The organism is Curtobacterium sp. SL109 (genome assembly GCF_026672405.1).
Taxonomy (GTDB): domain Bacteria; phylum Actinomycetota; class Actinomycetes; order Actinomycetales; family Microbacteriaceae; genus Curtobacterium.
The window spans coordinates 225,731-251,699 of the sequence record NZ_JAPPRB010000002.1 but is presented as its reverse complement, the minus strand read 5'-3'; the positions used below and the strand labels follow the sequence as shown (position 1 = coordinate 251,699).

General features: G+C 71.1%; 27 protein-coding genes. 20 read left to right on the top strand and 7 right to left on the bottom strand.

The window, feature by feature from the left end; all coding sequences use genetic code 11:
- The 4 genes from OVA28_RS02495 to tsaE are packed head-to-tail and all read left to right on the top strand — an operon-like array spanning position 1 to position 3,138.
- Positions 1 to 381 (top strand): holo-ACP synthase, encoded by a 381-nt coding sequence (locus OVA28_RS02495; RefSeq protein WP_268095641.1) that lies wholly within the window; start codon positions 1 to 3, stop codon positions 379 to 381.
- Complete coding sequence (gene alr, locus OVA28_RS02490) at positions 378 to 1,481, top strand: alanine racemase (protein WP_268095640.1); 1,104 nt, start codon at positions 378 to 380, stop codon at positions 1,479 to 1,481. The genes OVA28_RS02495 and alr (OVA28_RS02490) overlap by 4 nt, the downstream gene beginning before the upstream one ends.
- The gene (gene alr / locus OVA28_RS02485) at positions 1,478 to 2,641 is read left to right on the top strand and encodes an alanine racemase (RefSeq protein ID WP_194663043.1); all 1,164 of its coding nucleotides are present in this window, start codon (positions 1,478 to 1,480) and stop codon (positions 2,639 to 2,641) included. The genes alr (OVA28_RS02490) and alr (OVA28_RS02485) overlap by 4 nt, the downstream gene beginning before the upstream one ends.
- Before the next feature lie 38 nt (positions 2,642 to 2,679).
- Positions 2,680 to 3,138, top strand: a complete 459-nt coding sequence (gene tsaE / locus OVA28_RS02480; RefSeq protein ID WP_268098140.1) for a tRNA (adenosine(37)-N6)-threonylcarbamoyltransferase complex ATPase subunit type 1 TsaE — start codon at positions 2,680 to 2,682, stop codon at positions 3,136 to 3,138.
- Here tsaE and OVA28_RS02475 read toward each other — a convergent pair.
- The 3 genes from OVA28_RS02475 to OVA28_RS02465 are packed head-to-tail and all read right to left on the bottom strand — an operon-like array spanning position 3,135 to position 6,011.
- The gene (locus tag OVA28_RS02475) at positions 3,135 to 3,803 is read right to left on the bottom strand and encodes a response regulator (protein WP_268095639.1); all 669 of its coding nucleotides are present in this window, start codon (positions 3,801 to 3,803) and stop codon (positions 3,135 to 3,137) included. The genes tsaE and OVA28_RS02475 overlap by 4 nt on opposite strands.
- Entirely contained in the window at positions 3,800 to 5,074 is a 1,275-nt protein-coding gene (locus OVA28_RS02470) for a sensor histidine kinase (protein ID WP_268095638.1), read from the bottom strand. Before OVA28_RS02470 ends, OVA28_RS02475 begins: the two co-directional genes overlap by 4 nt.
- Positions 5,061 to 6,011 (bottom strand): CPBP family intramembrane glutamic endopeptidase, encoded by a 951-nt coding sequence (locus OVA28_RS02465; protein ID WP_268095637.1) that lies wholly within the window; start codon positions 6,009 to 6,011, stop codon positions 5,061 to 5,063. The genes OVA28_RS02470 and OVA28_RS02465 overlap by 14 nt, the downstream gene beginning before the upstream one ends.
- A gap of 139 nt (positions 6,012 to 6,150) precedes the next feature.
- Between OVA28_RS02465 and OVA28_RS02460 the strand changes: the two genes are divergently transcribed.
- The 5 genes from OVA28_RS02460 (at position 6,151) to OVA28_RS02440 (ending at position 9,621) form a co-directional block, all read left to right on the top strand.
- Positions 6,151 to 6,456: a hypothetical protein gene (locus tag OVA28_RS02460; RefSeq protein WP_268095636.1), complete on the top strand. Its 306-nt coding sequence runs from the start codon at positions 6,151 to 6,153 to the stop codon at positions 6,454 to 6,456.
- A 37-nt stretch (positions 6,457 to 6,493) separates the two neighbouring features.
- Positions 6,494 to 7,123: a tRNA (adenosine(37)-N6)-threonylcarbamoyltransferase complex dimerization subunit type 1 TsaB gene (tsaB, locus tag OVA28_RS02455; protein ID WP_268095635.1), complete on the top strand. Its 630-nt coding sequence runs from the start codon at positions 6,494 to 6,496 to the stop codon at positions 7,121 to 7,123.
- Positions 7,120 to 7,659, top strand: a complete 540-nt coding sequence (gene rimI / locus OVA28_RS02450) for a ribosomal protein S18-alanine N-acetyltransferase (RefSeq protein ID WP_268095634.1) — start codon at positions 7,120 to 7,122, stop codon at positions 7,657 to 7,659. The genes tsaB and rimI overlap by 4 nt, the downstream gene beginning before the upstream one ends.
- The gene (tsaD, locus tag OVA28_RS02445) at positions 7,652 to 8,701 is read left to right on the top strand and encodes a tRNA (adenosine(37)-N6)-threonylcarbamoyltransferase complex transferase subunit TsaD (RefSeq protein ID WP_268095633.1); all 1,050 of its coding nucleotides are present in this window, start codon (positions 7,652 to 7,654) and stop codon (positions 8,699 to 8,701) included. Before rimI ends, tsaD begins: the two co-directional genes overlap by 8 nt.
- A 119-nt stretch (positions 8,702 to 8,820) precedes the next feature.
- Positions 8,821 to 9,621 carry a DUF4190 domain-containing protein gene (locus OVA28_RS02440; RefSeq protein ID WP_268095632.1) on the top strand — a complete coding sequence of 267 codons (801 nt, stop codon included), beginning with the start codon at positions 8,821 to 8,823 and terminating at the stop codon, positions 9,619 to 9,621.
- Positions 9,622 to 9,675: 54 nt separating this feature from the next.
- Here OVA28_RS02440 and OVA28_RS02435 read toward each other — a convergent pair whose 3' ends face one another.
- On the bottom strand, positions 9,676 to 10,866 hold the full coding sequence (locus OVA28_RS02435) for a class I SAM-dependent methyltransferase (protein ID WP_268095631.1): 1,191 nt from the start codon (positions 10,864 to 10,866) through the stop codon (positions 9,676 to 9,678).
- Between the two features lie 146 nt (positions 10,867 to 11,012).
- On the opposite strand from OVA28_RS02435, the gene groES reads away from it, so the two are divergent.
- Entirely contained in the window at positions 11,013 to 11,309 is a 297-nt protein-coding gene (gene groES, locus OVA28_RS02430) for a co-chaperone GroES (protein WP_056121496.1), read from the top strand.
- Between the two features lie 132 nt (positions 11,310 to 11,441).
- Entirely contained in the window at positions 11,442 to 12,383 is a 942-nt protein-coding gene (gene rarD / locus OVA28_RS02425; RefSeq protein WP_268095630.1) for an EamA family transporter RarD, read from the top strand.
- Between the two features lie 91 nt (positions 12,384 to 12,474).
- Here the strand turns inward: rarD and OVA28_RS02420 are convergent, their stop codons facing one another.
- Positions 12,475 to 13,803, bottom strand: a complete 1,329-nt coding sequence (locus OVA28_RS02420) for an ABC transporter substrate-binding protein (protein ID WP_268095629.1) — start codon at positions 13,801 to 13,803, stop codon at positions 12,475 to 12,477.
- A gap of 289 nt (positions 13,804 to 14,092) precedes the next feature.
- On the opposite strand from OVA28_RS02420, the gene OVA28_RS02415 reads away from it, so the two are divergent.
- Positions 14,093 to 14,893, top strand: coding sequence for an SDR family oxidoreductase (locus tag OVA28_RS02415; protein ID WP_194626322.1), 801 nt, complete (start codon positions 14,093 to 14,095; stop codon positions 14,891 to 14,893).
- Positions 14,894 to 15,043: 150 nt separating this feature from the next.
- On the opposite strand, the gene guaB is transcribed toward OVA28_RS02415, so the two are convergent.
- A complete protein-coding gene (guaB, locus tag OVA28_RS02410; protein WP_268095628.1) occupies positions 15,044 to 16,546 on the bottom strand; it encodes an IMP dehydrogenase in 1,503 nt (500 codons plus the stop codon).
- Positions 16,547 to 16,776: 230 nt separating this feature from the next.
- Here guaB and OVA28_RS02405 point away from each other — a divergent pair, with 230 nt between their 5' ends.
- The 7 genes from OVA28_RS02405 to OVA28_RS02375 all read left to right on the top strand — a co-directional run bounded on the left by OVA28_RS02405 (position 16,777) and on the right by OVA28_RS02375 (position 24,744).
- Positions 16,777 to 18,204, top strand: a complete 1,428-nt coding sequence (locus tag OVA28_RS02405; protein WP_268095627.1) for a branched-chain amino acid ABC transporter permease — start codon at positions 16,777 to 16,779, stop codon at positions 18,202 to 18,204.
- A gap of 12 nt (positions 18,205 to 18,216) precedes the next feature.
- Positions 18,217 to 19,203, top strand: coding sequence for a branched-chain amino acid ABC transporter permease (locus OVA28_RS02400; protein WP_071276616.1), 987 nt, complete (start codon positions 18,217 to 18,219; stop codon positions 19,201 to 19,203).
- The gene (locus OVA28_RS02395; RefSeq protein ID WP_268095626.1) at positions 19,196 to 20,173 is read left to right on the top strand and encodes an ABC transporter ATP-binding protein; all 978 of its coding nucleotides are present in this window, start codon (positions 19,196 to 19,198) and stop codon (positions 20,171 to 20,173) included. Before OVA28_RS02400 ends, OVA28_RS02395 begins: the two co-directional genes overlap by 8 nt.
- Positions 20,174 to 20,289: 116 nt before the next feature.
- Entirely contained in the window at positions 20,290 to 21,015 is a 726-nt protein-coding gene (locus OVA28_RS02390; protein WP_228505998.1) for an ABC transporter ATP-binding protein, read from the top strand.
- A gap of 403 nt (positions 21,016 to 21,418) precedes the next feature.
- Positions 21,419 to 21,601 (top strand): hypothetical protein, encoded by a 183-nt coding sequence (locus OVA28_RS02385; protein ID WP_194663086.1) that lies wholly within the window; start codon positions 21,419 to 21,421, stop codon positions 21,599 to 21,601.
- 28 nt (positions 21,602 to 21,629) lie between these two features.
- The gene (locus OVA28_RS02380; protein ID WP_071276610.1) at positions 21,630 to 22,748 is read left to right on the top strand and encodes a GuaB3 family IMP dehydrogenase-related protein; all 1,119 of its coding nucleotides are present in this window, start codon (positions 21,630 to 21,632) and stop codon (positions 22,746 to 22,748) included.
- A gap of 124 nt (positions 22,749 to 22,872) precedes the next feature.
- The gene (locus OVA28_RS02375; RefSeq protein WP_194663088.1) at positions 22,873 to 24,744 is read left to right on the top strand and encodes a glycerol-3-phosphate dehydrogenase/oxidase; all 1,872 of its coding nucleotides are present in this window, start codon (positions 22,873 to 22,875) and stop codon (positions 24,742 to 24,744) included.
- A 90-nt stretch (positions 24,745 to 24,834) separates the two neighbouring features.
- Here OVA28_RS02375 and OVA28_RS02370 read toward each other — a convergent pair whose 3' ends face one another.
- Complete coding sequence (locus OVA28_RS02370; RefSeq protein ID WP_268095625.1) at positions 24,835 to 25,338, bottom strand: hypothetical protein; 504 nt, start codon at positions 25,336 to 25,338, stop codon at positions 24,835 to 24,837.
- Between the two features lie 96 nt (positions 25,339 to 25,434).
- On the opposite strand from OVA28_RS02370, the gene OVA28_RS02365 reads away from it, so the two are divergent.
- Entirely contained in the window at positions 25,435 to 25,968 is a 534-nt protein-coding gene (locus OVA28_RS02365; protein ID WP_194663092.1) for a cation:proton antiporter regulatory subunit, read from the top strand.
- Position 25,969 lies beyond the last annotated feature (1 nt).

The following is a 25,969-nucleotide window of genomic DNA, read 5'->3' as shown; positions in this document are numbered from 1 at the left end:
ATGATCATCGGCATCGGGGTCGACGTCGTCGACCTGGAGCGGTTCGAGCGCACCCTCACCAGGACGCCCGCCATGCGGGCGCGCCTGTTCACGGCCTCCGAGCTCGTGCGCGACGGTGAGCCCCGTGCGATCGCGTCGCTCGCGGCACGGTTCGCCGCCAAGGAGTCACTGATCAAGGCGTTCGGGTCGAGCGCCGGGCTGAGCTGGCAGGACCTCGAGGTCGTCTCCGACGACCAGCGGAACCCGTCGCTCACGCTGCACCGGCAGGCGCGCCAGGTCGCAGACGCGCGTGGCGTCGTCTCCGTGCACCTGTCGCTCTCGCATGATGGGGGCATCGCCACGGCGTTCGTGGTGCTGGAAGGAACAGGTGAACCGGCTTGAGTGCGTTCACGGGGATCACGGTCGACCGGGAGGCTCTCATCGCCAACTACGCGACCGTCGCCGACCAGGTGGCACCGTCCGGCGTCATCCCGGTCGTCAAGGCGAACGGGTACGGCCACGGCGCGGCTGACGCCGCGCAGGCCTTCGTGGACGCGGGCGCGGAGTGGCTCGGGGTGGCGGACATCGACGAGGGCATCGCGCTGCGGCAGGCGGGCATCGACGAGGGCGTCCGGATCCTCGCGTGGCTGCACGCCCCCGACGAGGACTTCCGTCGCGCGGCCCAGCACGGCATCACCCCGGCGGTGTCCAGCGTCGAGCAGCTCTCCAGCGCCGCCGACGCCGAGGTGGCCGCCGTGCACATCTGTGTCGACACCGGGCTCAGTCGGAACGGTGCCGTCGAGTCCGAGTGGCCCGAGCTCTTCGACCGTGCGGCGTCGCTCGCCCGCGGTGGTGCCCGCACCCGGATCGAGGGCGTGATGTCGCACCTGTCGAACGCCTCGCGCACTGACGACCTCGACCAGGACGCCTCCCTGCAGCGGGCCCTCGACGGCCTGCGCGCGCGGGGGATCGTGCCGGACATGGTGCACCTCGCCGCCAGCGCCGCGAGCCTCGCGCTGCCGGAGACCCGCCGTGACCTGGCCCGCGTCGGCATCGCGCTCTACGGACTCAGCCCGTTCCCCGACCGGACGTCGGCCGACCTCGGCCTGCGCCCTGCGATGCGTCTGACCGCCTCGGTCCTCCGCACCGTGGTCGTGCCGGCGGGTGACGGCGTCAGCTACGGCTACACCTGGCGTGCCGAGACGGACACGCGACTGGCGGTCATCGGCCTGGGGTACGCGGACGGCTTCGACCGCGGGTTCGGCAACCACGTCTCCGTCCGGATCGGTGACCGGTTGTTCCCGGTCGTCGGACGGGTCGCCATGAACGCGATGCACATCGCCATCGGGGACGCGGACGTCGCCGTCGGGGACGAGGTCGTGCTCTGGGGCGACCCGGCGAACGGCGACCCCGCCGTCGAGGACTGGGCGTCGGCCGTCGGCACGATCAACTACGAGGTGGTGGCCCGGCTCGGCCGGAGCATCGAACGGAGGACGACGTGAGCGCGCCCCTGCGTCAGGCCGAGATCGACCTCGACGCCTACCGCGCCAACCTCGAGCGGGTCCGCGGGTGGATGCACCCGGTCGAGGTGATGGCGATCATGAAGGCCGACGCGTACGGGCACGGCCTCGAACCGATCGCGCTCGCCGCGGTCGACGCCGGCATCCGGTGGATCGGCGTGCTGACGGTCCCAGCGGCGCTGCGGCTCCGGGCGATCGGCGTCGGCGAGGACGTGCACCTGTTCACGTGGCAGCACGACCCGGCGCTGGACTTCCGCGACGCGATCGACTCCGCGGTGGACCTCGGGGTCTCGAACCTCGCCGAACTGCAGCGGATCGTGGAGGCCGTCGACCAGCGTCCAGCGCGTGTGCACCTCGGCGTCGACACGGGGCTGCACCGCGATGGGTCCTCGATCGACGACTGGCCCGCGCTGGTCGAGGCGGCCAGGGACGCCCAGCGCGCCGGTCGCATCGAGGTCGTCGCCGCGTACACGCACCTGGCGGAGTCCTCGGACGACGACGACGCTGCGTCGGTGTCCCTGTTCGAGGCCGCGATCGAGCGTGCCGAGGACCTCGGCGTCGACGTCCCGATGGAGCACGTCGCCGCGTCGCTCGCCGGGCTCGAACGCAAGGAGTTCCGCAAGGACATGGTCCGGATGGGGGCGAACCTCTACGGCATCCCCGGCGCCGACGGCGTCTCCGCGGCGGACCTCGGGCTCGAACCCGTGATGACGGTGACGGCCTCGGTCGCGAAGACGAAGCGTGTCCCCGTCGGCACCGGCGTCTCGTACGACTACACCTACCGCACGGACGACGAGACGACCCTCGCGCTCGTGCCGTTCGGCTACGCGGACGGGGTGCCGCGCTCGGCGCAGGGACGCGTCGAGGTCGCGATCAACGGCAAGCGGTACCCGGTCGCCGGTCGGGTCGCGATGGACCAGTTCCTGGTCGACGTGGGCGACGACGACGTGCAGGTCGGTGACACCGTCGTGCTGTTCGGCACGGGGGAGCGCGACGAGATGACCGTGCTGGAGTGGGGCGCCGCGCTCGACACCATCGGCGAGGAGATCGTCTGCCGGATCGGCGCCCGGGTGCCCCGCGTCTACTCCGGCCACTCGGTCGAGGGCCGCGTCGGCGAGTACCTGCGCGGAGAGCACGCGTGAGGACGCTCCTGGACACCAGCGTCCTGAACACGGCCGAGATGGGTGCACTCGGGGCGCGGTTGGCGGCCGTGCTGCGCGCCGGGGACCTCGTCGTGTTGACGGGGCCGCTCGGTGCCGGCAAGACCACGCTGACGCGGGGCCTCGGTGCCGCGCTCGGTGCCCGGGGCCAGGTGTCGAGCCCGACGTTCGTGCTCGCCAGGACCCACCCAACGACGGCCGGGCCGGACCTGGTGCACGTCGACGCCTACCGGCTGAGTGACCCGGTGGAGCTCGACGACCTCGACCTCGACTGGGACGGTGCGATCGTCGTGGTGGAGTGGGGCCGTGGGATGGTGGACGGGATCAGCGACGCCGTGCTCGACGTCGAGATCACCCGCGCGACCGGGGCCGACGTCGATGTCCTCGCGGACGACCTCGACCCGGACGACGTCCCCGACGAGCCGCGCCGTGTCGTCGTCACGGCGACCGGCGCACGGTGGGACGGCGTCACCCTCTAGGCCTCCGGCGGCAGGACGACGCGGTTCTGGTAGGCCCAGACCACGGCCTGCAGGCGCGACCGGACGCCGAGCTTCGGCAGGATCCGCGCGACGTGGGACTTCACCGTGGACAGCTCGACGACGAGCTCGGTCGCGATGTCCTCGTTCGACAGCCCCTGTGCCAGGAGCAGCAGCACGTCGTGCTCGCGGGCGGTGAGCAGGTCATCCGCCCGTGCCCCGGTCACCGGCTGCAGCTGCCGGCGCTCGACGAACTCGCGGAGCACGCGCTTGGTCAGCTGGTGGTCGAGCGTGCCGTTGCCGGCGGCGACCTGGCGGACGGCGCCGATGATCGTGTCCGGGTCGGCGTCCTTGAGCAGGAACCCGGACGCGCCCGCTTCGAGGGCACCGAAGACGTAGTCGTCGAGGTCGAACGTGGTGAGCATCAGCGCGGGCACGGCGGGGTCGGCATCGGGGCCGCACAGCGCGCGTGCGACCTCGATGCCGTCCAGGCCGGGCATCCGGATGTCCAGGCACGCCACGTCCGGGCGCGTGCTCCTCGCCAGGGCCAGCGCCTCGATGCCGTCCGACGCGACACCGACGACCTCGATGTCCTCCTCGGCGCCGAGCAGCGCCGAGATGCCGGCACGGACGAGGGCCTGGTCGTCGGCGACGAGCACGCGGATCACCGGGAGGACCCCTCGCGTGGGAGCACCAGGCGGACGTCCCAGCCGCCGTCCGCAGCGGGCCCGACGCTCACGGTGGCTCCGACGAGTTCCGCACGCTCGCGCATGCCGAGCAACCCGAACCCGCCCGCCGAGGACCGCGCGACCGGCGTCGCCGACGGCGGGTCGTTGTGGACGGCGACCGTGACCTGCTCTGCTGACCGGTCGTCGACCTGGACGGAGCACGCGGTGCCCGGAGCATGCATGGCGGCGTTGGCCAGGGCCTCCTGGACGGTGCGGTACGCGGCCAGCTGCGCGAGCGGGCCGATCCCGGCACCGAACGGTCCGTCGTCGTCGGAGCCCAGCGGGCGGAGGACCGAGAAGCGGACGTCGCCCGGTGTCCGCGCGACCAGTTCGGGCAGTGTGGCGAACGTCTCGACGGAGCGTTCGGCGGCAGCGGACTCGTCACGGAGCAGTCCGACGAGTCGGCGGAGGTCGTCGAGCACCGCGCTGCTCTGGTCGCGCACCTGGCGGACACCGGCGTGCGCCTGCTCCGGGTCGGTGTCGATCTGTCGGTCGACGACGCCGGCCATCAGGGCGATGCCGGACAGGTGGTGCGCGGCGATGTCGTGGAGCTCACGGGCCATCTCTGCGCGTTCGCGGGCGAGGGTGGCGTCGACCATGGCCTCGCGTTCGCCGACCAGGGCGCGCTGTTCGTCGCGGCGGGCGGCGCCGACCTCGCGGCGGGACCGCACGACGAGGGCGGCGAGCAGGGGGAGGGCGACGACGCCGACCGCCTGCAGGAGCCCTTGGCCGACCGCGGCGGCCAGCGGCGCGCCGAACGCGACGAGCATGTTGACCGTCACACCGGTCGCCACCAGCGCTGCCGCGGCCACCAGGGCCGGCCAGCGCCGGAGGGGCGGGATGGTCAACACGAGCAGGACGACGGCGACGCCGACGGGGAGGGCGCTCATGCCGTACAGGGCACCAGCGACCGCCGCGGGGACGACGGCGAGTGCCGCCGTGGCGACGAGGACGGACCCCGGCAGGCGACGGACCGGCAGGAGCGCGGCGGACTGCACGAGGAGCACGACCAGCAGCAGCCACCAGCCGCCGGAACCTGCCCCGGTCCCGAGCGGGGGCACACCGAGTGACGAGCCGTCGGGGTCGGCGGCGTCGATCGCGGGGAGCGAGAGCAGCAGCCCGATCGAGACCAGGGCGGTGACGGCGGCGACGACGACGTCACGGCGACGGATGGACACGTCGGCGCTCGTCCGGGCGTCAGCGGTGGCCATGAGCCGAGTCTACGAAGCGCTGGTCGGAGCCGTGCACGACGGTGTCGTCGTGGTCGCCGGTGTAGCCGAGTCGTCCGCGGGTGCCGATGATGATCGCCAGGGCAGCGACCGTGGCCCCGATGAAGAGCACGAGCACGCCGCGGTCAGCGTCGATGCCCGGGTACATGTCGGTCCAGAGCACGGAGACGGTGTTGTTCACGCCGACGTGCAGGAGCACCGACAGCGGCAGGCTCTGACCCGTGCGGTTGAACACCCACGCCATCACGACGTTGAAGGTGATCGTGAAGCCGGCGAAGACCAGCGGCGCGGTCCAGTGCGCGTCGGGCCACCCGCCCCAGTCGCTGAAGAAGAGCGGCATGTGCCAGAGCGCCCAGAGCGGGCCGAGGACGGCGGCGGCACCGAGCGGGCCGAAGCGACGCTGGAGACGGGGGAGCGCGAAGTCGCGCCAGCCCGGTTCCTCGGACAGCCCGGTCGTCACCATCTGCAGCGCGAGCGCCGGGACGATCGTGGCGAGCGCCAGCAGCGACGGTGGGTTGACGACCCCGCCGGACGCGATCGCGCCTGCGGCCACCACCACGAGCGGCACCGCGACGAGCGCGAGCACGTACCACTGCCACGCGACCCGCCACTTCCAGAGCCGTCCGACCCAGGTGCGGAGACCGGCACGGCCGTCGGTGACCGCGGTGACCAGGAACGCGGCACCGAGCGGGCCGAGGAGCGCACCCGGCAGGACCCCGGCGAGCTGTGCCGAGCCGAGCATCTCCGGCACGTGGACGTCCCACACGCCGAGCCCGTGCGGGGACAGGATGTACGGCAGCCAGGCGAGCCAGCTCAGGCCGCACGCGAGGACCGCGAACGCGACGAGCGGGTGGCGCCGGATGAGGTTCGGGGCACCTCCCGTGTCGGGCGTCGCCCTGGTCGGGGTGATGGTGGTCATGATGTCCTCCGTGTCGATCCGCAACCGTCGATCGGTCACACCACGACGCTAGGAACAGCCGTCGTCTGGGACGACCGGAGGAAGGACGAGGTCTCGGACATCGTCCGGAAGGAGGAGGCGTGACCCGTATGCTTCGGCGGTGGACTCGACACTGCCCTCGGGGACGACACGACGCCGTGTCGAACTCCGGATCACCCGCCCGCTGCTGACGTGGTTCGCCCGTCCGACCGTCACGATCAACGGCGTCGGCCAGCCCGCCCAGTGGGGCGTCGGCACCTGGGCGGTGCCGGACGGCGACACCGAGATCGGCGTCTACTGCTACAACCGCGCGTGGCGGTTCGGAGCCGCGCACATCACCGTCGCCCCCGCTGACCAGGGGTACGAGTACCGCGTCGGCGTCCTGCCCGTGGGACCCGGGACGCTCCGTCCACAGCCTGCGGCCTAGACCCCGGCGGGGCTCCCGAGCCGCCTACGATGGACGGGTGCTGCTCGCGATCGACACCTCCGCCGGGACCTCCGTCGCCGTCGTCGACTCTGCGACCCGCCGGGTCCTCGCTGAGCGCTCGACGGAGGACACCCGCCGGCACGCCGAGGTCATCGGCCCCTTCCTCGCCGAGGTCCTCACGTCCGCCGGCATCACCCCCGCAGACGTCACCGGCGTCGTCGCCGGCATGGGCCCCGGACCCTTCACTGGCCTCCGCGTGGGGATCGCCGCCGCCCGGACCTTCGCGGCCGCGCGAGCCGTCCCGTTCCTGCCGCTCGTCAGCCACGACGCGGTCGCGGCGGACGTCGCCGCGACCGACCCCGCCGACGCCGGCCCCTTCGTCGTCCTGACGGACGCCCGCCGACGCGAGGTCCACTGGAGCGTCCACGACCAGGCCGGCACGCGCACCGCGGGGCCCGGACTCGCCAAGCCGGCGGACCTGGACGACGTGCTGGGAGCCTCCGGGGCGTTCCGGCGGGTCACCGCAGCCACCGTCCCCGCCGGGAGGCTCGGGGTGCTCGCCGCGGACCGGCTCGCCTCCGGCGCACCCTTCGCCGAGGACGCCCCGCTCTACCTCCGCGAGCCCGACGTGACCGTGCCCGGCGCTCCGAAGCGGGTCGCGCGGTGACGCTGCCCGACGGGCTGCGCCTGCGGCGCGCCCACCCGCAGGACCTCGACGACGTGATGTGGCTCGAGCACGCCTCGTTCCCGACCGACGCCTGGTCGGCGTCGCAGATGTCCGGGGAGCTGTACTCCCCGCACGGGTACTACGTCGTCGTCGAGACGACCGGGGAGGGCGCATCGACGGTCGTCGGGTACGCGGGGCTGTCCTCGTTGCCCGGCAACCCGGTGGCCGACGTGCAGACCATCGCGGTGTCGGCGGAGCACCGCGGGCAGGGCATCGGCCGGACGCTGTTCACCGAGCTCCTCGACGAGGCCCGGCGTCGTGGCGTGCACGAGGTCTTCCTCGAGGTCCGCGCGGACAACCCCGTCGCCCAGACCATGTACACCGGGTTCGGGTTCGAGCAGATCGCCGTCCGACCCCGCTACTACCAGCCGGACGGGGCCGACGCGTGGGTGATGCGGGCGGAGCTGCCGCCGGTGTCGGCCGCACCGCCGCGGACCGGGCCCGGCCCGATCGGACAGGAGACCTTCGATGCGTGAACCGCTCGTGCTCGGCATCGAGACCTCGTGCGACGAGACGGGCGTCGGCATCGTCCGCGGGACCACCCTGCTCGCGAACGTCATCGCGTCGAGCATGGACGAGCACGCGCGCTACGGCGGCGTCGTGCCCGAGGTCGCCGCACGCGCCCACCTCGAGGCGATGACGCCCACGCTCACCCAGGCGCTCGCCGAGGCCGGCGTCACGCTCGACGAACTCGACGCCGTCGCGGTCACCGCGGGCCCGGGGCTCGCCGGCGCCCTCATGGTCGGGGTCGGGGCCGCGAAGGCGCTCGCCGTGGCCACCGGCAAGCCGCTCTACGGCGTGAACCACCTGGTGGGCCACGTCGGGGCGGACGTCCTGCGTGCGGACGGCAGTGCGATCGAGCTCCCGACCGTGGCGCTGCTGGTGTCCGGCGGGCACACCTCGTTGCTCCTCGTGCGGGACCTGGTCGGCGACGTCGAGCTCCTCGGCGAGACCATCGACGACGCCGCGGGCGAAGCGTTCGACAAGGTCGCACGACTCCTGGGGCTGCCGTACCCGGGCGGGCCGCAGATCGACCGCGCCGCTGCCGACGGTGACCCGACCGCCATCCGGTTCCCCCGTGGGCTGACCCTGCCGAAGGACATGGCCGCGCACCGGTACGACTTCTCGTTCTCCGGGCTGAAGACCGCCGTCGCGCGCTGGGTGGAGCGCTGCCGCGACGACGGGCGCGAGGTCCCCGTCGCCCACGTCGCCGCCAGTTTCCGCGAGGCCGTCGTCGACGTGCTGCTGACCAAGGCGCTCAACGCCTGCCGGGACACCGGGGTGGACCGGCTCCTGCTCGGCGGCGGCGTCGTGGCGAACGCCCGCCTGCGCGCCGTGGCCGAGGCCCGCTGCGCCGAGGCCGGCGTCGCGCTCCGCATCCCCCCGCTCGACCTCTGCACCGACAACGGTGCGATGATCGCGGCCGTCGGGGCGCGGCTGGTCGCGGAGGGGCACGCGCCGAGCGACCTCGACATCGCCGCGGACTCCACGCTGCCGGTGACGACCGTCCAGGTCTGAGCGCCGGCCGCAGCTGCTGGTCCGCCCCCGTGCCGCCCCGAACAGGGCTGGGTCGGCGGGTCCGCGCCTGTGGCAGGCTTGCAGGCGACGGCCGCACGGGTCGTCGGGAGGGGTGCATCGTGTCCGATCAGAACCAGTGGCCGAAGCCGGGCGAGCAGCGGCCGGACGGACAGCAGCCGGACGCGTCGGCACCAGCACCCGGATCGGCGGCCGAGCCCGGTGGGTACGGGCAGGATGCCCCGCAGCAGCAGAACCCGTACCAGCAGAACCCGTACCAGCAGCCGGGTCAGCCCCAGGCGAACCCGTACCAGCAGCCCGGGCAGTACGGGCAGAGCGGTCAGGGGCAGTACGGCCAGCAGCAGCAGCAGCAGCAGCAGCCGCAGCAGCAGTACGGGCAGCAGCCGGGCCAGAGCCAGGGCCAGGGCCAGGGCCAGGGCCAGCAGCAGCAGTACGGCCAGTACGGCCAGGGTCAGAACCAGGGGCCGGGCCAGAATCAGGGCCAGTACGGCCAGCAGCCGCAGTACGGCGCCCCGCAGAACCCCTACGCCGCGTCGAACCCGTACTCGCAGCAGTACGCCCAGCCCGGCGCCTACGCGAACACCGGCTACCAGCCCTACGCGCAACGACCCAAGACGAACCTCTTGTCGATCCTGTCGATCGTGTTCGGACTCGGCGCGATCCCGTTCTTCTTCATCGCGATCCTGGTCGGTCCCGCCGGTGCGATCCTCGGCCACGTGGCGCTCCGGAGGATCAAGCAGACCGGTGAGAACGGCCGCGGCCTCGCACTCACCGGCATCATCGCCGGCTGGGTGATGACGGGCTTCTGGCTCCTCTGGATCATCGTGGTCGTGTTCGCCTTCGGGCAGGCCGGCGGCTACACCGACTACGGCAGCTACGACTCCGGCGCCTTCATCAGCTGACGACGCTGACGACACTGACGGCGGTGCGCCGCTGACGGCCCGGACGCCCCTGCGTCAGAGCCGCTCGCAGAGCACCGCCGTGTGCCGCCCCTCGAGCCGGGTGAGCACGAGCGTCACCCGGCCCGTGCCCCCGCGCAACCGGAGGCGCTTCCGGAACTCGGCCGGGTCGACGTCGACGCCCCGCTTCTTGATCTCGACCGTGCCCACGCCGTCGGCGGCCAGGCGTGCGGCGAGCTTCTTCACGTCGAGCGGCATCGTGTCGAGCACGCGGAACCCCTGCGCGAACGGCGTCGTCACGGCACGGTCGGCGCTGACGTAGGCGATGCCCTCGGAGAGCATCCGCCCGTCGAGCTGCCGTGCGAGGTCGCCGATCAACCGGGCGCGGATCACGGCGCCGTCGGGCTCGTAGAGGTACTCGCCGAGCGGCCCCGTGTCGACGTCCTCGGTGTCGCCGTCGGCGGTCAGCTCCGCGATGCCGTGCGCGCCGATGACGGTCGCCGCGCGCCGGATGCCGGGTCGTGCGAGCGGGCCGAACCACAGGGCGAGCTCGACGACCTCCCGGTCGACGGACGTCCACTGCGCCTCGGCGGTGTCGGGGACCAGGTCGCGGTCGATGCCCGGTCCGAGCTTCACGCCCGTCGGGGTGGTCGTCGCGGCGGCGAACACGGTGTCGAGCGACGGTGACCAGTCGTCCGGGTCCGCCAGGCGACGGGTGTTCGTGTGCCCGGTGGTGCGCCGTGCGGGGTCCATCCACACGCCGTCGACGCGGGTCAGGTCGAAGGCGGCCGCGTCCCCGAGCTCGACGCGGGCGTCCGGCCAGAGCGCGAGGTTGTGCGTCGCCACCGCTGCCGTGACCTCGTCGCGGTCGACCGCCGTCACGTCCAGGTCGAGCGCCGCCATCGCCATCGCGTCCCCACCGATGCCGCACCCCAGGTCCGCGACCCGGCGCAAGCCGGCGGCGGCGAACCGTCCGGCGTGCTGTGCGGCGACGGACAGTCGGGTGGCCTGTTCGAGCCCCGCCTCGGTGAAGAGCATCCGGCTCGCGAAGTCGCCGAACTTGCCCCGCGCCTTCTGGCGGAGCTTCGCCTGCGTCAGCACCGCTGCGACGAGTCCGGGGTCGTGGCCCTCGGCACGCAGCCGGGACACCACGCGGACGATCTCACCGCCGTCGGAGACCGCCGGGGTGCGGTCGAGCAGCGCCATGCCGTCCGGGGTCAGCAGCTGAGCGAGTTCGGCAGCGTCCATGAGACGATCCTGTCATCACCAGGAGACCTGGCACTCGGATTGACCGAGTGCCAGCCGCCCCCTACAGTTGGACCTGGCACTCTCGTGCGCGTAGTGCCAACCGGTTTTCATCTGTACCAGTCAGTACCGAGAAAGAAGAGGTCACCGTGGCCGTCACCATCAAGCCGCTCGAAGATCGCATCGTCATCCGTCAGGTCGAGGCGGAGCAGACCACTGCATCCGGTCTCGTCATCCCGGACACCGCGAAGGAGAAGCCGCAGGAGGGCGAGGTCGTGGCCGTGGGTCCGGGTCGCATCGACGACAACGGCAACCGCGTCCCCCTCGACGTCGCCGTCGGCGACAAGGTCATCTACTCGAAGTACGGCGGAACCGAGGTCAAGTACTCGGGCGAGGACCTGCTGGTCCTCTCCGCCCGCGACGTCCTCGCGGTCATCGAGCACTGAGACAGCTCCACTCCTCGAACGCCCCGTCAGCCCCGCGCTGACGGGGCGTTCGTGCGTTCCGGGGACGGTCCGGGCCAGCCGGGAGGCTCACGCTGCGTCCGCCGCGTCGACGCGCGTCCGTAGCATTGGTGCGTGACAGAGCGCGTGGTGCGGAGCGAGGCGTCGGTCGGGGTCCTGCAGGCGGTCATCGCGTACGGGCTCTGGGGGCTGATGCCGCTGCTCTTCGTGGCGATGGCACCCGCCAGCGCGTTCGAGATCGTGGCCTGGCGCATCGTCGTCGGGCTGCTCTTCTGCCTGGTCGGCATCGCGCTCACCCGGTCGTGGCTCCGGACCCGGTCCCTCGTCGCCCAGCGCCGCATGATGGGCGTGATGGCGATCGCCGCCGTGCTCATCCTCGTGAACTGGACCGTGTACGTCCTCGCGACGACGACGGGTCACACGGTCGAGGCCGCGCTCGGGTACTTCATCAACCCGCTCGTGACGATCGCACTCGGCGTGGTCCTGCTCCACGAGCGGCTGCGCCCGGTGCAGTGGGCAGCGGTCGGGCTCAGCGTCGTGGCCGTCGTGGTGATCGCCGTCGGGTACGGCCAGATGCCCTGGATCTCGCTCGCGCTGGCGTTCTCCTTCGGGCTCTACGGCCTGGTGAAGAAGCGCGTCGGCGGGACGGTCGACGCCCTCAGCGGGTTGACGATCGAGACGATGTGGCTGACGCCGCTCGCGGTCGTCGCCCTCGTCGTGCTCGGGGCGACGGGCGTCGCGGGCGGGATCACGTTCGGGTCCGAGGGCTGGGTACACGTGCTCCTGATGCTCGGCGCCGGCCCGGCGACCGCGGTGCCGCTGCTCCTGTTCGCGTCCTCCGCCCGTCGGCTGTCCCTCTCGACGCTCGGGCTGACGCAGTACCTCACGCCCGTGCTGCAGCTCGTCGTCGGCGTCGTGGTCCAGCACGAGGCGATGTCGGCCTCGCGCTGGATCGGCTTCGGGATCGTCTGGGTCGCCCTGCTGATCCTGACCACCGACTCCCTGATGGCTGCGCACCGCGCCCGCCGCACCGTGCTGCCGCGTCGAGCGGCCTGACGGACGCCAGCCGAGCCTCCCGTCCGCCCTCACCGGACGCGGAACGGCCCCGGGAGCCGAGCTCCCGGGGCCGTTCAGTGGTGGTGCGGTGCTACTTCTTGACGGCGCCCTGGATGGCGCTCTGGTAGACCGGCTTGTTGTCGCCGTCGAACTTGTAGATGCCGATGTAGGCGGTGGACGGGTCGTTGTTCGCATCGAACGGACCGATGCCGGACGGACCCGTGTAGTGGATGTCCTTGCCGCCGTCGAGGAGCGTCTTGCAGTCCTTGAACGTGGCGCACTCGGTGCCGCCGTCGACGCCGGAGACCTTGTCCATGTTGGCCTGGATGGTCCCGGAGTCGGTGCCCTTGCCCTTCACCGCTGCGAGGGCGGCGAGGGTGGTGGCGTCGTAGGACTCCGCCGCGTACGAGTAGTCGGCCAGCACCTTGCCGGAGGACTTCTTGTAGAACTCGGCGAGGCGCTGCTTCAGGTCGTCCTTCGGCGAGGCGCCGGGGATGGTGCCCTGGGCACCCTCGAGCGTGCCCGGGTCGAAGTCCTTCGAGTAGTCAGCCGTGTTGCCGTCCGACATGTAGATCTTCGCCATGTCCGCGTTCTGCGACTTGAGCTCGGGGATGATCGACTTGGTCTCGTCGAACGCCAGCACGACGATCGCGTCAGGCTTGGTCGCGAGCGCGGCCGTCACCTCGGACGAGAACGTGGTCTGGCCGGGCGGGAACTCCTGGCCCTTGCCCTTGCCGCCGTAGACGACCTGGCCGCCGGAGGCCTCGACGGCCGCCTGCACGGAGTTGCGCAGGCCGGTGCCGTACGTGTCGTTGAAGACGAGGAACGCGACCTTGGCGTTGCCGTCACCGGTGACGAGCTGGCCGAGCGCCGAACCCTGCACCGAGTCCGGCGGAGCGGTCCGGTAGTAGTACGACGAGTAGCCCGAGAGGTCGGACGCGGTGTTCGCGGGCGAGATCTCGACGATGCAGTTGCTGGTGAGCTGGTCGATGACGTTGAGCGTCACGGACGAGGACTCGGCGCCGATCGCGACCGGGACCTTCGCGTTGACAAGCTTCGTCGCCGCGGAGCTCGACACGGTCATGTCGGTGCTGTCACCGGAGTCGGTCTGCGGCGAGATGGCGACGTCCTTGTCGAGCACCCCACCAGCGGAGTTGATGTCCTCGACGGCCAGGCCGACGCCGGACTCGGCGGGCGGGTTGAGGTAGGCCAGCGATCCGGTGAGGGGCAGGATCGTGCCGATCTTCAGCGCGTCGGTGCCGGGCGACGACGGCGCCTTGCAGCTCGAGGCCGGGTCCTTCTTGGCGGCCGAGGCCGACGAGGACGGGCTGGTGCTGCCGGAGGTGGAGCACGCCGCGAGCAGGACCGCAGCCGCTCCCGCCAGTGCCAGCGCCGTGGTGACGCGGGTGGTTCTGATCATCCGTGGAACCCTTTCTGTGCGCGGAGGCCGTTGCCGCATCGGGTCGAGTGCGGCACCTCCACGTGGGGATGCGAGCAAAAGTAGGGTCTGCGTGTTTCGCCCGTGTGACGGGGTGGTACGGAAAGTGTTTCGTTACGAAGCCGTGACGAAGGCTGTGCGGACGTTCGGGGTCGGGCCGCGGGGCTGAGTGCGCGGTCTGCGCCGGGCGGATGGTCCGGTCTCGGAGCTGCTTGCGCCGGGCGGATGGTCCGGCAGGGCGCCCTGGAGGCTCGGCGTACGTTCCGCAGGCATGAGCGACTACCAGCCCACCAGAGCAATCGTCACCGGTTCCGAATCCGGCATCGGTCGCGCCACCGCCGTCGCGCTCGCCGCAGCGGGGATGGACGTCGGCATCACCTACCTGTCCGAGCCCGACCGTGCGAACGAGACCGCCGAGGAGGTCCGCGCCGCCGGACGCCAGGCCTTCGTCGAGCAGATCGACGTCAGCGACCTCGCCAGTGCCGGAGCCGTGATCGACCGCCTCGTCGAGCAGCTCGGCGGTGTCGACGTGATCGTCGCCGACGCCGGTACCGGCGACAACGCGCCGTTCCTCGAGATGACGCTCGACCAGTGGCGGCACACGGTGTCCACCGACCTGGACGGGGCGTTCGTCACGATCCAGGCCGCCGCTCGTCGGATGGTCGAGCAGGGCACGGGTGGGCGCATCATCGGCATCACGAGCGTGCACGAGCACCAGCCGCGGTACGGGTCGAGCGCGTACGACGCCGCGAAGCACGGACTCGGCGGCCTGCTGAAGACCATCGCGATCGAACTCGCCCAGTACGGGATCACGTCGAACGCGGTCGCACCCGGCGAGATCGCGACGCGGATGACCGGCGCCGAGGACGAGGACCCGCAGACGATCTCCCGCCCCGGGGTGCCGCTCGGTCGGCCGGGGAACGCGTGGGAGATCGCGGCGGCGGTGGCGTTCCTCGCCTCGCCGGCATCGTCGTACATCACGGGGGTGTCGCTGCCTGTGGACGGCGGCATGCTGCAGATGGGGCCGCACGGAGGATCGCACATCACGTCGGACGACTGGCGCTCCGCCTGAGCCCTCGGGACGTCGGTCTCCGCGGGGCGTCGGTCTCCGCGGGGCGTCGGTCTCCTCGGGTGGACGGCGAGACGCCCCCTGGTCGGCGAGACGGTGCCGGATCCGGCGGTGTCTCGCTGACCAGGGGGCGTCAGGCGTGCGGGTGGTGCGTCAGCGGCTGTAGTTCGGGGCCTCGACGACCATCTGCACGTCGTGCGGGTGCGACTCCTTGAGCCCGGCCGCGGTGATGCGGACGAACTTGCCGCGGGCCTTGAGCTCGGGGATCGTGCGGCCGCCGACGTAGAACATCGACTGCCGGAGCCCGCCGGTGAGCTGGTACACGACGTTGCCGACCGAGCCGCGGTAGGGGACCTGGCCCTCGATGCCCTCGGGGATGAGCTTGTCGTCGTTCGGGACGTCCGCCTGGAAGTAGCGGTCCTTCGAGTACGAGGTCTTCTTGCCACGCGTCTGCAGTGCGCCGAGGGAGCCCATCCCGCGGTACGCCTTGAACTGCTTGCCGTTGACGAAGACCAGGTCCCCGGGGGACTCGTCCGTGCCCGCGAGCAGGGAACCGAGCATCACGGTGTCGGCACCGGCGACCAGGGCCTTGGCGATGTCGCCCGAGTACTGCAGCCCGCCGTCGGCGATGATCGGGACGCCGGCCTCTCGCGCGGCGAGGGAGGCCTCGTACACCGCGGTCACCTGCGGGACGCCGACGCCGGCGACGACACGGGTGGTGCAGATGGAGCCGGGGCCGACGCCGACCTTGACGGCGTCCACACCGGCGTCGATGAGCGCCTGGGCACCGGCACGGGTCGCGACGTTGCCGCCGATCACGTCGATGGAGTCGAAGGACCGGTCGGCCTTGAGGCGGCGGACCATGTCGAGCACGCCTTCGCTCTCGCCGTTCGCGGTGTCGACCACGAGCACGTCGACGCCGGCGTCACGGAGCGCCTCGGCACGCTGCCAGGCGTCGCCGAAGAACCCGATCGCCGCGCCGACGCGCAGCCGGCCCTCGTCGTCCTTGGTGGCGTCCGGGTACTGCTCGCTCTTGTCGAAGTCCTTGACGGTGATGAGCCCGCGGAGCTTGCCGTCCGCGTCGACGAGCGGGAGCTTCTCGATCTTGTGCTGCGCGAAGATCGCGATCGCCGACTCGGGGTCGATGCCTTCGAGCGCGGTGATCAGCGGGGCCTTCGTCATGACGTCGCGGACGAGCGTGGTCTGCTGCTCGAACGGTGCGACGAAGCGCATGTCGCGGTTGGTGATGATGCCGACGAGGGTGCCGTCGGCCTCGACCACGGGGAGACCGGAGACGCGGAACTGGCCGCAGAGCGCGTCGACCTCGGCCACGGTGGCGTCCGGGGTCGTGGTCACCGGGTTGGTGATCATGCCCGACTCGGACCGCTTGACCTTGTCGACGTAGGCGGCCTGGTCCTCGATGGAGAGGTTGCGGTGCAGGATGCCGATGCCACCCTGTCGCGCCATGGCGATGGCCATGCGGGACTCGGTGACGGTGTCCATCGCCGCCGAGAGCAGCGGGACGCTGACGGAGATCCGCTTGGTGAGCCGGGACGCGGTCGACGCCTCGCTCGGGATGACGTCGGTGTGCCCGGGCAGGAGCATGACGTCGTCGTACGTGAGTCCGATGAATCCGAACGGATCCGGCTGGTCCATGGGTCCCCTTCGTGGGCGCGTGAAGTGGTCGAGGCACCGGACGCAGCGTCGGGTTCCGGATGGAACATGCTAACGCGGGAGCCGCGATGCGCATTCCGGCTGTGGAGGACTTGCCCACCGTTCCTCCACAGCATCACAGTTACGGCACGAATCACACAGGGAACACGTTGGAAACACGGGTGTCACAAAAAGCCCATAGGTTCCTCGGCATCCGAACGAGAGGCTCTTCCGTGGGATCCACAACTCCTGCGGGGCCGGCGCTGTTGCGCCGGTTCCGCCCCGGTGCGCCAGGTCGTCGTCGACTGGTGCTCGTCGTCGTGCTCGTCGCGGCCTTCCTGGCGACCTTCCTGATCGACTGGGCGGTGACCATCCCCGCCCAGGGCGCCACCCCCGCCGCGACGGCGAGTGCGAGCGCCAGCTCGGCCCCGTCGTCGAACCAGCCCTGCACCGTGAGCACGTCGAACGGCTGCATCCAGGGCACGATCCTCGACAGCAAAAGGGAGCCCGCCGTCGGCGTGGACGTCGACGTGGCGGGGCCCGCCGGCTTCGCGGCGACGTCCACCACGTCCGCGCAGGGCCGCTGGGCCGTGAGTGTGCCGGCAGCGGGCCAGTACTCGGTCACCGTCGACCAGGACACGCTGCCCAAGGGCCAGTTCCTGACGAACGCCGCCGACGCCAAGCGCACCGTGCAGGCGAACCTCAACGCGAACGCCGGACAGATCTTCCAGCTGTCGGACCAAGAGGGCGCCACCACGTCCGAGGCCGGCACCAGCGTCACCGCGGCGCGGGCATGGCAGCAGTTCGTGTCCGGCATCCGGCTCGGGCTGCTCATCGCCCTGGCGTCGATCGGTCTGTCGCTGATCTACGGCACGACCGGCCTGTCGAGCTTCTCGCACGGTGAGCAGGTCACCCTCGGTGGCCTCCTCGCGTACACGTTCGCCAACCAGCTCCACATGAACATCTGGGTCGCTGGGGTGATCGTCGTGATCATCTGCGCGGCGAGCGGGTACCTGCAGGACATGGTGATCTGGAGTCCGCTCCGGCGCCGCCGCATCAGCCTCACGCAGCTGATGATCGTCACCATCGGTCTCTCGATCGCGGCGCAGTACGCCTTCCAGTACTTCTTCGGCGCCTCGACCGTCCGCATCCAGCAGAGCAACCCCCAGACGGTGACGTTCGCCGGGGTGACCCTGACCGTGCAGTCCTACGTGGCGATGGCCATCGCGCTCGTCGTGCTCATCCTCACCGGGCTGTTCCTCGCGAAGACCCGCTTCGGCCGGGCCACCCGCGCGGTGTCGGACAACCCGGCCCTGGCATCGGCGTCCGGCATCGACGTCGACCGGGTGATCCGCTTCGTGTGGACGCTCGCCGCCGGTCTCGCCGGGCTGTCGGGCGTGATGCTCGGCCTCGTGCTCAACGGCGTCAACTGGCAGACCGGCCTGCAGCTGCTCCTGCTCATGTTCGCGGCGGTGACGCTCGGTGGCCTCGGTACCGCCTACGGCGCCCTCGCCGGGTCGATGATCATCGGCGTCGTCGTCGAGCTCACGAACCTCGTGCTGCCGGGTGACTTCAAGTACGCCACCGCCCTCGTCATCCTCATCCTCATCCTGTTGTTCCGGCCGCAGGGCATCTTCGGCCGCGCCGAGCGGATCGGCTAAGGGAGCGCCGCCATGGACTACATCCTCAACCTCCTCAGTTCTCTGACGCAGGAGGCCCTCGCGCCCACGACGGCCGCGTTCGCGCTCGCCGCCATCGGGCTGAACGTGCACTTCGGCCTCACCGGACTCGTCAACATGGGTCAGGCGGCGTTCCTGCTGCTCGGCGCCTACGGGTTCGCCATCTCGATCACGAACGGCCTGCCCCTCGGGATGGCCGTCCTGGTCGCCCTGCTGGTCTCGATCGTGTTCGCGATCATCCTCGGCATCCCGACGCTCCGGCTCCGCGGCGACTACCTGGCGATCGTGACGATCTCCGGTGCGGAGATCATCCGGATGGTCGGACGCTCGAGTCTGTTGACCACGACCACGGGCGGCTCGAACGGCATCACCGGCTCGAGCTACCGCGACCCGTTCAACGCCCTGAGCTTCCTGCCCGACGGCACCACCACGATCCTGTGGTTCACGTACTCCAACAACGGCGTCAACGGCTGGTGGATCCGGATCGTCGGCTGGGGCCTCGTCGCCCTGTTCACGCTGGTGCTGTTCCTGCTCATGCGCAGCCCCTGGGGCCGTGTCGTGAAGGCCATCCGCGAGGACGAGGACGCCGTGCGCTCGCTCGGCAAGAGCGTCTACTCGTACAAGATGCAGGCGCTCGTGTTCGGTGGTGCGCTCGGAGCACTCGCCGGCATCATCTACGTCATCCCGAGTTCGGTGCAGCCGGACGCGATGGGTCGTTCGATGACCTTCTTCATCTGGACGGCGCTCATCCTCGGTGGGGCGGCGACGGTGTTCGGCCCCGTGCTCGGAGCCGTGCTGTTCTTCGTCGTCCGACTCGGCATCCGCACCCTGGCCGGGGACTTCATCCCGAACTCGATCATGAACGCGCAGCAGGCGGAGCAGTTCTCCTACGTGCTCGTCGGCGTCGCGCTCATGCTCCTCATCGTGTTCCGCCCCCAGGGACTCCTCGGCAACAAGAAGGAGCTGACGTTCAGTGTCTGAGCAGCACGCACCCGCGACCACGGTGTCGCACACGCCCGGGGCAGCGAAGCCCGACGCGATCCTGACGGTCGACAACATCAGCCGGAAGTTCGGCGGCATGACGGCGGTCGACGTCGACCACCTCGAGGTCCAGCGTGGTTCCATCACGGCGCTGATCGGCCCGAACGGTGCCGGCAAGACCACGTTCTTCAACCTGCTCACCGGCTTCGACAAGCCGACGAGCGGGAAAGAAGCCCGCTGGCAGTTCAACGGCGCGACGCTCGGCAACACCGGTGCCGCGAAGGTCGCCCGAGCCGGCATGGTCCGCACGTTCCAGCTGACCAAGGCGCTGTCCCGCCTCACCGTGATGCAGAACATGCTCCTCGGTGCGAAGGACCAGCCCGGCGAGAACTTCTTCGCCGCGCTCATCCGCCCGCTGTGGTCGAAGCGCGAGAAGGAGATCACGGCGAAGGCCGAGGACCTCCTGGCCCGCTTCAAGCTCCTCGAGAAGAAGGACGACTACGCGGGCTCGCTCTCGGGCGGCCAGCGGAAGCTCCTCGAGATGGCACGGGCGCTCATGTCCGACCCGACGATGATCATGCTCGACGAGCCGATGGCCGGCGTGAACCCCGCGCTGACCCAGTCGCTCCTCGGGCACATCCAGTCCCTGCGCGACGACGGCATGACCGTGCTGTTCGTCGAGCACGACATGCACATGGTCCGGCACATCTCGGACTGGGTCGTCGTGATGGCCGAGGGCCGTGTCGTCGCCGAGGGACCTGCCACGACCGTGATGGACGACCAGGCCGTCATCGACGCCTACCTGGGCGCACACCACGACACGGACCTGGGCGACGACTCGCTCCTCACCGAGGAGACCTACGAGGAGCTCGCCGAGGAGGTCGCCGACGAGGACCACGCGGCGCCAGGCGCGACGCACGACACCACAGCAGACGCGGCCGACGCCGCCGACGGGAAGGCCACCCGATGACCGACGCGACCAACGGGTCCCACGCGACCAACGGGTCCCACGCGACGAGCGGCGCGGACGCGGGGCGAGCCTCCAGTCCGGCAGCGGGATCGGGCACGGCCACCCTGGAGCCGGTGATGCGGGCCAGCGGGCTCGTCGCCGGGTACCTGCCGGGCGTCAACATCCTCAACGGCTGCGACCTGGAGTGCTACCCGGGCGAGCTCATCGGGATCATCGGCCCGAACGGCGCCGGCAAGTCCACGCTGCTCAAGGCCCTCTTCGGCCTGGTCTCGGTCCGCGAGGGCTCGGTGACCCTCGAGGGCGCCGACATCACGAACATGAAGGCGAACAAGCTCGTGCAGGCCGGCGTCGGCTTCGTGCCGCAGTCGAACAACGTGTTCCCCTCGCTCTCGATCGAGGAGAACCTGCAGATGGGGATCTACCTCCGCCCGAAGAAGTTCTCCGAACGGCTCGAGGTCATCTACGACCTGTTCCCCGTCCTCGGCGAGCGGAAGGGCCAGCGCGCCGGATCGCTGTCCGGTGGTGAGCGGCAGTCGGTCGCCATGGCCAGGGCGCTGATGATGGACCCGAAGGTGCTGCTGCTCGACGAGCCGAGCGCCGGACTGTCCCCGGTGCGCCAGGACGAGACCTTCATCCGCACCCGGCGCATCAACAAGGCGGGGGTGTCGATCATCATGGTCGAGCAGAACGCGCGACGCTGTCTCCAGATCTGCGATCGTGGGTACGTGCTCGACCAGGGTCGGAACGCGTACTCGGGCACCGGGCGGGAGCTCGCTGATGACCCCAAGGTCATCGAGCTCTACCTCGGGACGCTCGCCAAGGACGTCGACGCCGCTCGTTGAGCGGAGTCGACGTCGGCCACGCTCGTTGAGCGGGGCCGACATCGCCGGTGCCGCTGTGGGGGCGGTGCCGGCACGAGAGGGGTCGTGCGAAGTCGCGTCAGCGCCGCACGGCCCCTTTCCCTCGTCCGTGATCGTGACCGCCCGCTGGGCTCGGTGGCCGGTCACGGGACACCGCTCACGTCCACCGAGCAGGCACGATCCGTCGTTCCGCACCCGTGCACTCCACACATCGCGACCGGTGGACGCGGAACCGACGGGGTGTCGTGACCGCTCGGCAGTTCGCGGGCCGCGCGCACGGCACGGCACAGCACGGCACGGAACAGCGCAGCGCGGCACGGAACAGCGCAGCGCGGCACGGCCTGGAGGCTCGGCTCGCCCCCGCCGAGCAGGTAGCGTTCCGCAGGTGGACCGGGTCTCGAGCATCGCGATGGACATCCTCGTGTGGGTGGTCTTCGCGGTGCTCTTCATCGGAGCGGCGCTGCTCGTCAAGGTCGCCGCGGCGCTGCTCGTCGTGCTCATCGTGCTGGCGCTCGGGCTCGGGCTGACCCTCCGCATGCTCCGCCGGAAGCGCCGCCGCCCGCGCTGACCCGCCCCGCGCCCGCTAGGCTTGCCGGGTGAGTGAAGTCGAGATCGGTGCAGGCAAGCGCGGACGTCGGGCGTACGCGTTCGACGACATCGCAGTGGTCCCCTCGCGGCGCACCCGCGACCCGCAGGACGTCAGCGTCCAGTGGTCGATCGACGCCTTCACCTTCGAGGCGCCGATCCTCGCGGCACCGATGGACTCCGTGTCCTCGCCTGCCACGGTGATCCAGATGGGCCGCCTGGGCATCCTCGGCGTGCTCGACCTCGAGGGCCTCTGGACCCGGTACGAGGACCCCGAGCCCTACTACGCCGAGATCCGCGCGCTCACCGACGGCAACGTCACGAAGCGCATGCAGGAGATCTACGCCGAGCCGGTCAAGGCCGAGCTGATCACCGCGCGCCTGGCCGAGATCCGTGCCGCGGGTGTCCCGGTCGCCGGCTCGCTCAGCCCCCAGCGCACCCAGGAGTTCTCGAAGACGGTCGTCGACGCCGGTGTCGACCTGTTCGTCATCCGCGGCACCACCGTGTCCGCCGAGCACGTCTCGCAGAACACCGAGCCGCTCAACCTCAAGAAGTTCATCTACGAGCTCGACGTCCCCGTGATCGTCGGCGGCGCCTCGACCTACACGGCCGCGCTGCACCTGATGCGCACCGGTGCTGCCGGCGTCCTGGTGGGCTTCGGCGGCGGTGCGGCGTCGACCACGCGCGCGGCGCTCGGCATCCACGCGCCGATGGCGACCGCCGTGGCCGACATCGCCGGTGCCCGACGTGACTACATGGACGAGTCCGGCGGCCGCTACGTGCACGTCATCGCCGACGGCGGCCTCGACACCGCTGGCGACGTCGTCAAGGCGATCGCGATGGGTGCCGACGCCGTCATGCTCGGCACCGTGCTCGCCCGTGCCTCCGAGGCACCCGGCGGCGGCTTCCACTGGGGTGCCGAGGCCCACCACCCGGAGCTGCCCCGCGGCCGCCGGGTCGAGGTCGGCACGATCGCCCCGCTCGAGGACGTCCTCAACGGCCCCACGCCGACCTGGGACGGCCGCGCCAACATCGTCGGTGCCCTGCGTCGGTCGATGGCGACGACCGGGTACTCCGACGTCAAGGAGTTCCAGCGAGTAGAAGTGGTCGTGGCGCCGTACCACCGCTGACGGCGGTGCGCCCGGTCCTCCGGGTGACGCCCGGCGCCTGAGCAGAGCACGCGAACGCTCCGCACCGGGGCGCGCGGGTGCTCCTGAGCAGAGCACACAGGTGCTCGGGTGCGCGGAGGCGACCATGGCAACGACGGTCTCAGGCAAGAAGGCACCGACAGGTGCGTTCGGCACGGCGGGCTTCGACCCGCGGGCGAAGCTCGGCCCGGACGAACGGGCGGCGGCCATCGAGACGCTGAAGACGAAGGAGCTCGACGTCCTGGTCGTCGGCGGCGGGATCGTCGGTGGCGGGAGCGCCCTCGACGCCGTGACCCGCGGTCTCAGCGTCGGCATCGTCGAGGCACGCGACTGGGGCTCGGGGACGTCGAGCCGGTCGTCGAAGCTCGTGCACGGCGGCATCCGCTACCTCGAGCAGCTCAACTTCGCCCTGGTGCGCGAGGCCCTCATCGAGCGCGGCCTGCTGCTGCAGCGCATCGCCCCGCACCTGGTGAAGCCGGTCCGCTTCCTCTACCCGCTCAACCACCGCGTGTGGGAGCGCTTCTACATCGGGATCGGCATGGCGATGTACGACGCCTTCAGCTGGTCCGGCGGTCGTCCTCCGGGCGTCCCGCACCACCGCCACCTCAGCCGCACGCAGGTGCTGAAGTCGATGCCGTCCCTGAAGAAGGACGCCTTCGTCGGCGGCATGACCTACTACGACGCGCAGGTCGACGACGCCCGCTACGTGTCCTCGCTCGTCCGGACCGCCGCGGCCTACGGTGCCCACGCCGCCGCGCGAGTCCGCATCGAGGGCTTCATCAAGGTCGGGGAGCGCGTCGTCGGTGCCCACGCGCACGACATCCAGACGGGCGAGCGGTTCGACATCCGGGCCAAGCAGGTCGTCAACGCGACCGGCGTCTGGACCGACGACACCCAGGCGATGGTCGGAACCCGCGGGCAGTTCAAGGTCCGGGCGTCGAAGGGCGTGCACCTCGTCATCCCGCGCGACCGCTTCCAGTCGAACATGGGCATGATCCTGCGCACCGAGAAGAGCGTGCTGTTCGTGATCCCGTGGGGCCGGCACTGGCTGGTCGGCACGACGGACACCGACTGGTACCTCGACAAGGCGCACCCGGCGGCCACCGCGGCGGACATCGACTACATCCTCGAGCACGTCAACACCGTCCTCCGGGTCCCGCTGACGCGCGAGGACGTCGAGGGCGTCTACGCCGGCCTCCGCCCGCTGCTCGCCGGCGAGTCCGACCAGACCTCGAAGCTCAGCCGCGAGCACGTCGTCACCCACACCGCGCCCGGCCTGGTCGTCGTCGCCGGTGGCAAGTGGACGACCTACCGCGTGATGGGCAAGGACGCCATCGACGAGGCCGTCGCCGCGATGGACGGCACGATCCCGGCGTCCACCACGCAGGACATCCCGCTGCTCGGCGCCGAGGGCTACCCGGCCGCGTGGAACAAGCGCGGTCGCACCGCTCGCTCGTTCGGCCTGCACAAGGTCCGCATCGAGCACCTGCTGAACCGCTACGGCACGCTGACCACCGAGGTGCTGCAGCTCGTGAAGGAGGACCCGGCACTCGCCGAGGCCCTGCCGGGCGCCGACGACTACATCGGCGCCGAGGTCGTCTACGCGGCCTCGCACGAGGGTGCCCTGCACCTGGAGGACGTCCTCGCCCGCCGCACCCGCATCTCGATCGAGGCCTGGGACCGCGGTGACTCAGCCGCCCCCGTCGCCGCACGGCTGATGGCCGGCGTGCTCGGCTGGGACCAGGAGCAGACCGAGGCCGAGGTGGCGAACTACCGCAAGCGGGTCGCGGCCGAGCGCGAGTCGCAGCTCCAGCCCGACGACGAGTCCGCTGACCGCGTCCGCCTCGAGGCCCCGGACATCGCCTTCGGCTTCGACGAGGACGACGTCGTCCCCGGTGGCGGCCGCAGCGACGGCGCCGAGGGCGCCAAGGCGTCCGACGAGCAGGTCATCGGCGAGAAGACGAGCGAACCGGAGTAGACCCGGCCCCGGTCGGACGCGACGAGCGTCGACGAGGGGAGTCGCGCCTCCCGGCTGGTGCTGCCGGGCTGGAGGCGCGACCCGCGTCCGTCAGGCGACCAGCGTCGTCGACGTGGTGCGGAGGGCGCGGCGTCGCTCGCCGAACACGAGCACCACCGGGATCGCGACCAGCGCGACCGCACTCGTGACGAAGAGGACACCGGCCCAGACGGTGTGGGCGCCGCCGCTGACGCCGTAGCCGTCGGCGACGTCCATGCCGAGCTGGAAGCCGGCGACGAAGAAGGGGACCGCGCCCGCGGCGATGATCCCGAGCATCCAGGCGATGACGAAGTGCGGCTCCACGCGCCTGCGCAGCGTCACCGTGGCGACCACGATCGCCAGGGCGACGCCGATCGACGCGGTGACGAGGACGGCCACGACGTCACCGCGGACGTCGAACCCCTGCCGTTCGAGGTGCGCGTGGATCGCGCCGAGCGAGGTGCCGGGCACCGCCGCGAGCGGATCCAGCACGAGCTGCTGCACGGCCAGCAGCGCCGCGTACACCGTGACGACCAGCACCCCGACGACGGCCACGACGATCCGAGTTCTCCCCATGCACAGAACAGTAGACGGCCTCCACAGAAGAGCAGACGGCGGAATGGACGGACCCCTTCGGTGGTTAGCATGGGAGTCCTGGGAAAGGGAGCCATCATGGTCGACGTTCATCGCGTCAAACTCCCCGGAGTCGGCGTACTGCACAGCTTCTACACCGACGACGGTGGCAAGTGCGGGGTCATCACGCACCGGTCGGGTCACTCCGACCTCATCTCCTTCGCCGACGTCTCGGACGGCGCCGACAAGTCGGAGAAGGTCTCGCTGCGCCTCAGCGACGACGAGGCCCACACGCTCGCCGAGCTCCTCGGCGGCACCCGGATCACGGAGGGCCTCGACAAGCTCGACGAGATCCCCGGCCTGTCCATCGACTGGTTCTCCGTCGACTACGACGACGCCATCGCCGGCAAGCCGCTCGGCGACCTGCACGACTCGGGCTTCATCGGCCTGACCGTCGTCGCGGTGGTCCGTGGCGACAGCGCCAACCCGGCCCCCTCGGCCGACTTCGTGGTCTTCCCCGGCGACACCATCGTCGTGGCCGGTTCCCCCGAGAAGGTCACCAAGGCCTTCTCCTTCTACCGCAGCGGTGAGCTCGCGGCGGCTGCTGCTGCCGAGGCGCCGCCCGGAAGGTAAC

Excerpts from the sequence above, each read along its gene's own strand:
- OVA28_RS02495 (WP_268095641.1), top strand. The coding sequence starts at position 1 with ATGATCATCGGCATCGGGGTCGACGTCGTCGACCTGGAGCGGTTCGAG.
- tsaE (WP_268098140.1), top strand. The coding sequence starts at position 2,680 with ATGGGTGCACTCGGGGCGCGGTTGGCGGCCGTGCTGCGCGCCGGGGAC.
- OVA28_RS02470 (WP_268095638.1), bottom strand. The coding sequence starts at position 5,074 with ATGGCCACCGCTGACGCCCGGACGAGCGCCGACGTGTCCATCCGTCGC.
- OVA28_RS02465 (WP_268095637.1), bottom strand. The coding sequence starts at position 6,011 with ATGACCACCATCACCCCGACCAGGGCGACGCCCGACACGGGAGGTGCC.
- tsaD (WP_268095633.1), top strand. The coding sequence starts at position 7,652 with ATGCGTGAACCGCTCGTGCTCGGCATCGAGACCTCGTGCGACGAGACG.
- OVA28_RS02435 (WP_268095631.1), bottom strand. The coding sequence starts at position 10,866 with ATGGACGCTGCCGAACTCGCTCAGCTGCTGACCCCGGACGGCATGGCG.
- OVA28_RS02420 (WP_268095629.1), bottom strand. The coding sequence starts at position 13,803 with ATGATCAGAACCACCCGCGTCACCACGGCGCTGGCACTGGCGGGAGCG.
- OVA28_RS02415 (WP_194626322.1), top strand. The coding sequence starts at position 14,093 with ATGAGCGACTACCAGCCCACCAGAGCAATCGTCACCGGTTCCGAATCC.
- guaB (WP_268095628.1), bottom strand. The coding sequence starts at position 16,546 with ATGGACCAGCCGGATCCGTTCGGATTCATCGGACTCACGTACGACGAC.
- OVA28_RS02400 (WP_071276616.1), top strand. The coding sequence starts at position 18,217 with ATGGACTACATCCTCAACCTCCTCAGTTCTCTGACGCAGGAGGCCCTC.
- OVA28_RS02390 (WP_228505998.1), top strand. The coding sequence starts at position 20,290 with ATGCGGGCCAGCGGGCTCGTCGCCGGGTACCTGCCGGGCGTCAACATC.
- OVA28_RS02375 (WP_194663088.1), top strand. The coding sequence starts at position 22,873 with ATGGCAACGACGGTCTCAGGCAAGAAGGCACCGACAGGTGCGTTCGGC.
- OVA28_RS02370 (WP_268095625.1), bottom strand. The coding sequence starts at position 25,338 with ATGGGGAGAACTCGGATCGTCGTGGCCGTCGTCGGGGTGCTGGTCGTC.
- OVA28_RS02365 (WP_194663092.1), top strand. The coding sequence starts at position 25,435 with ATGGTCGACGTTCATCGCGTCAAACTCCCCGGAGTCGGCGTACTGCAC.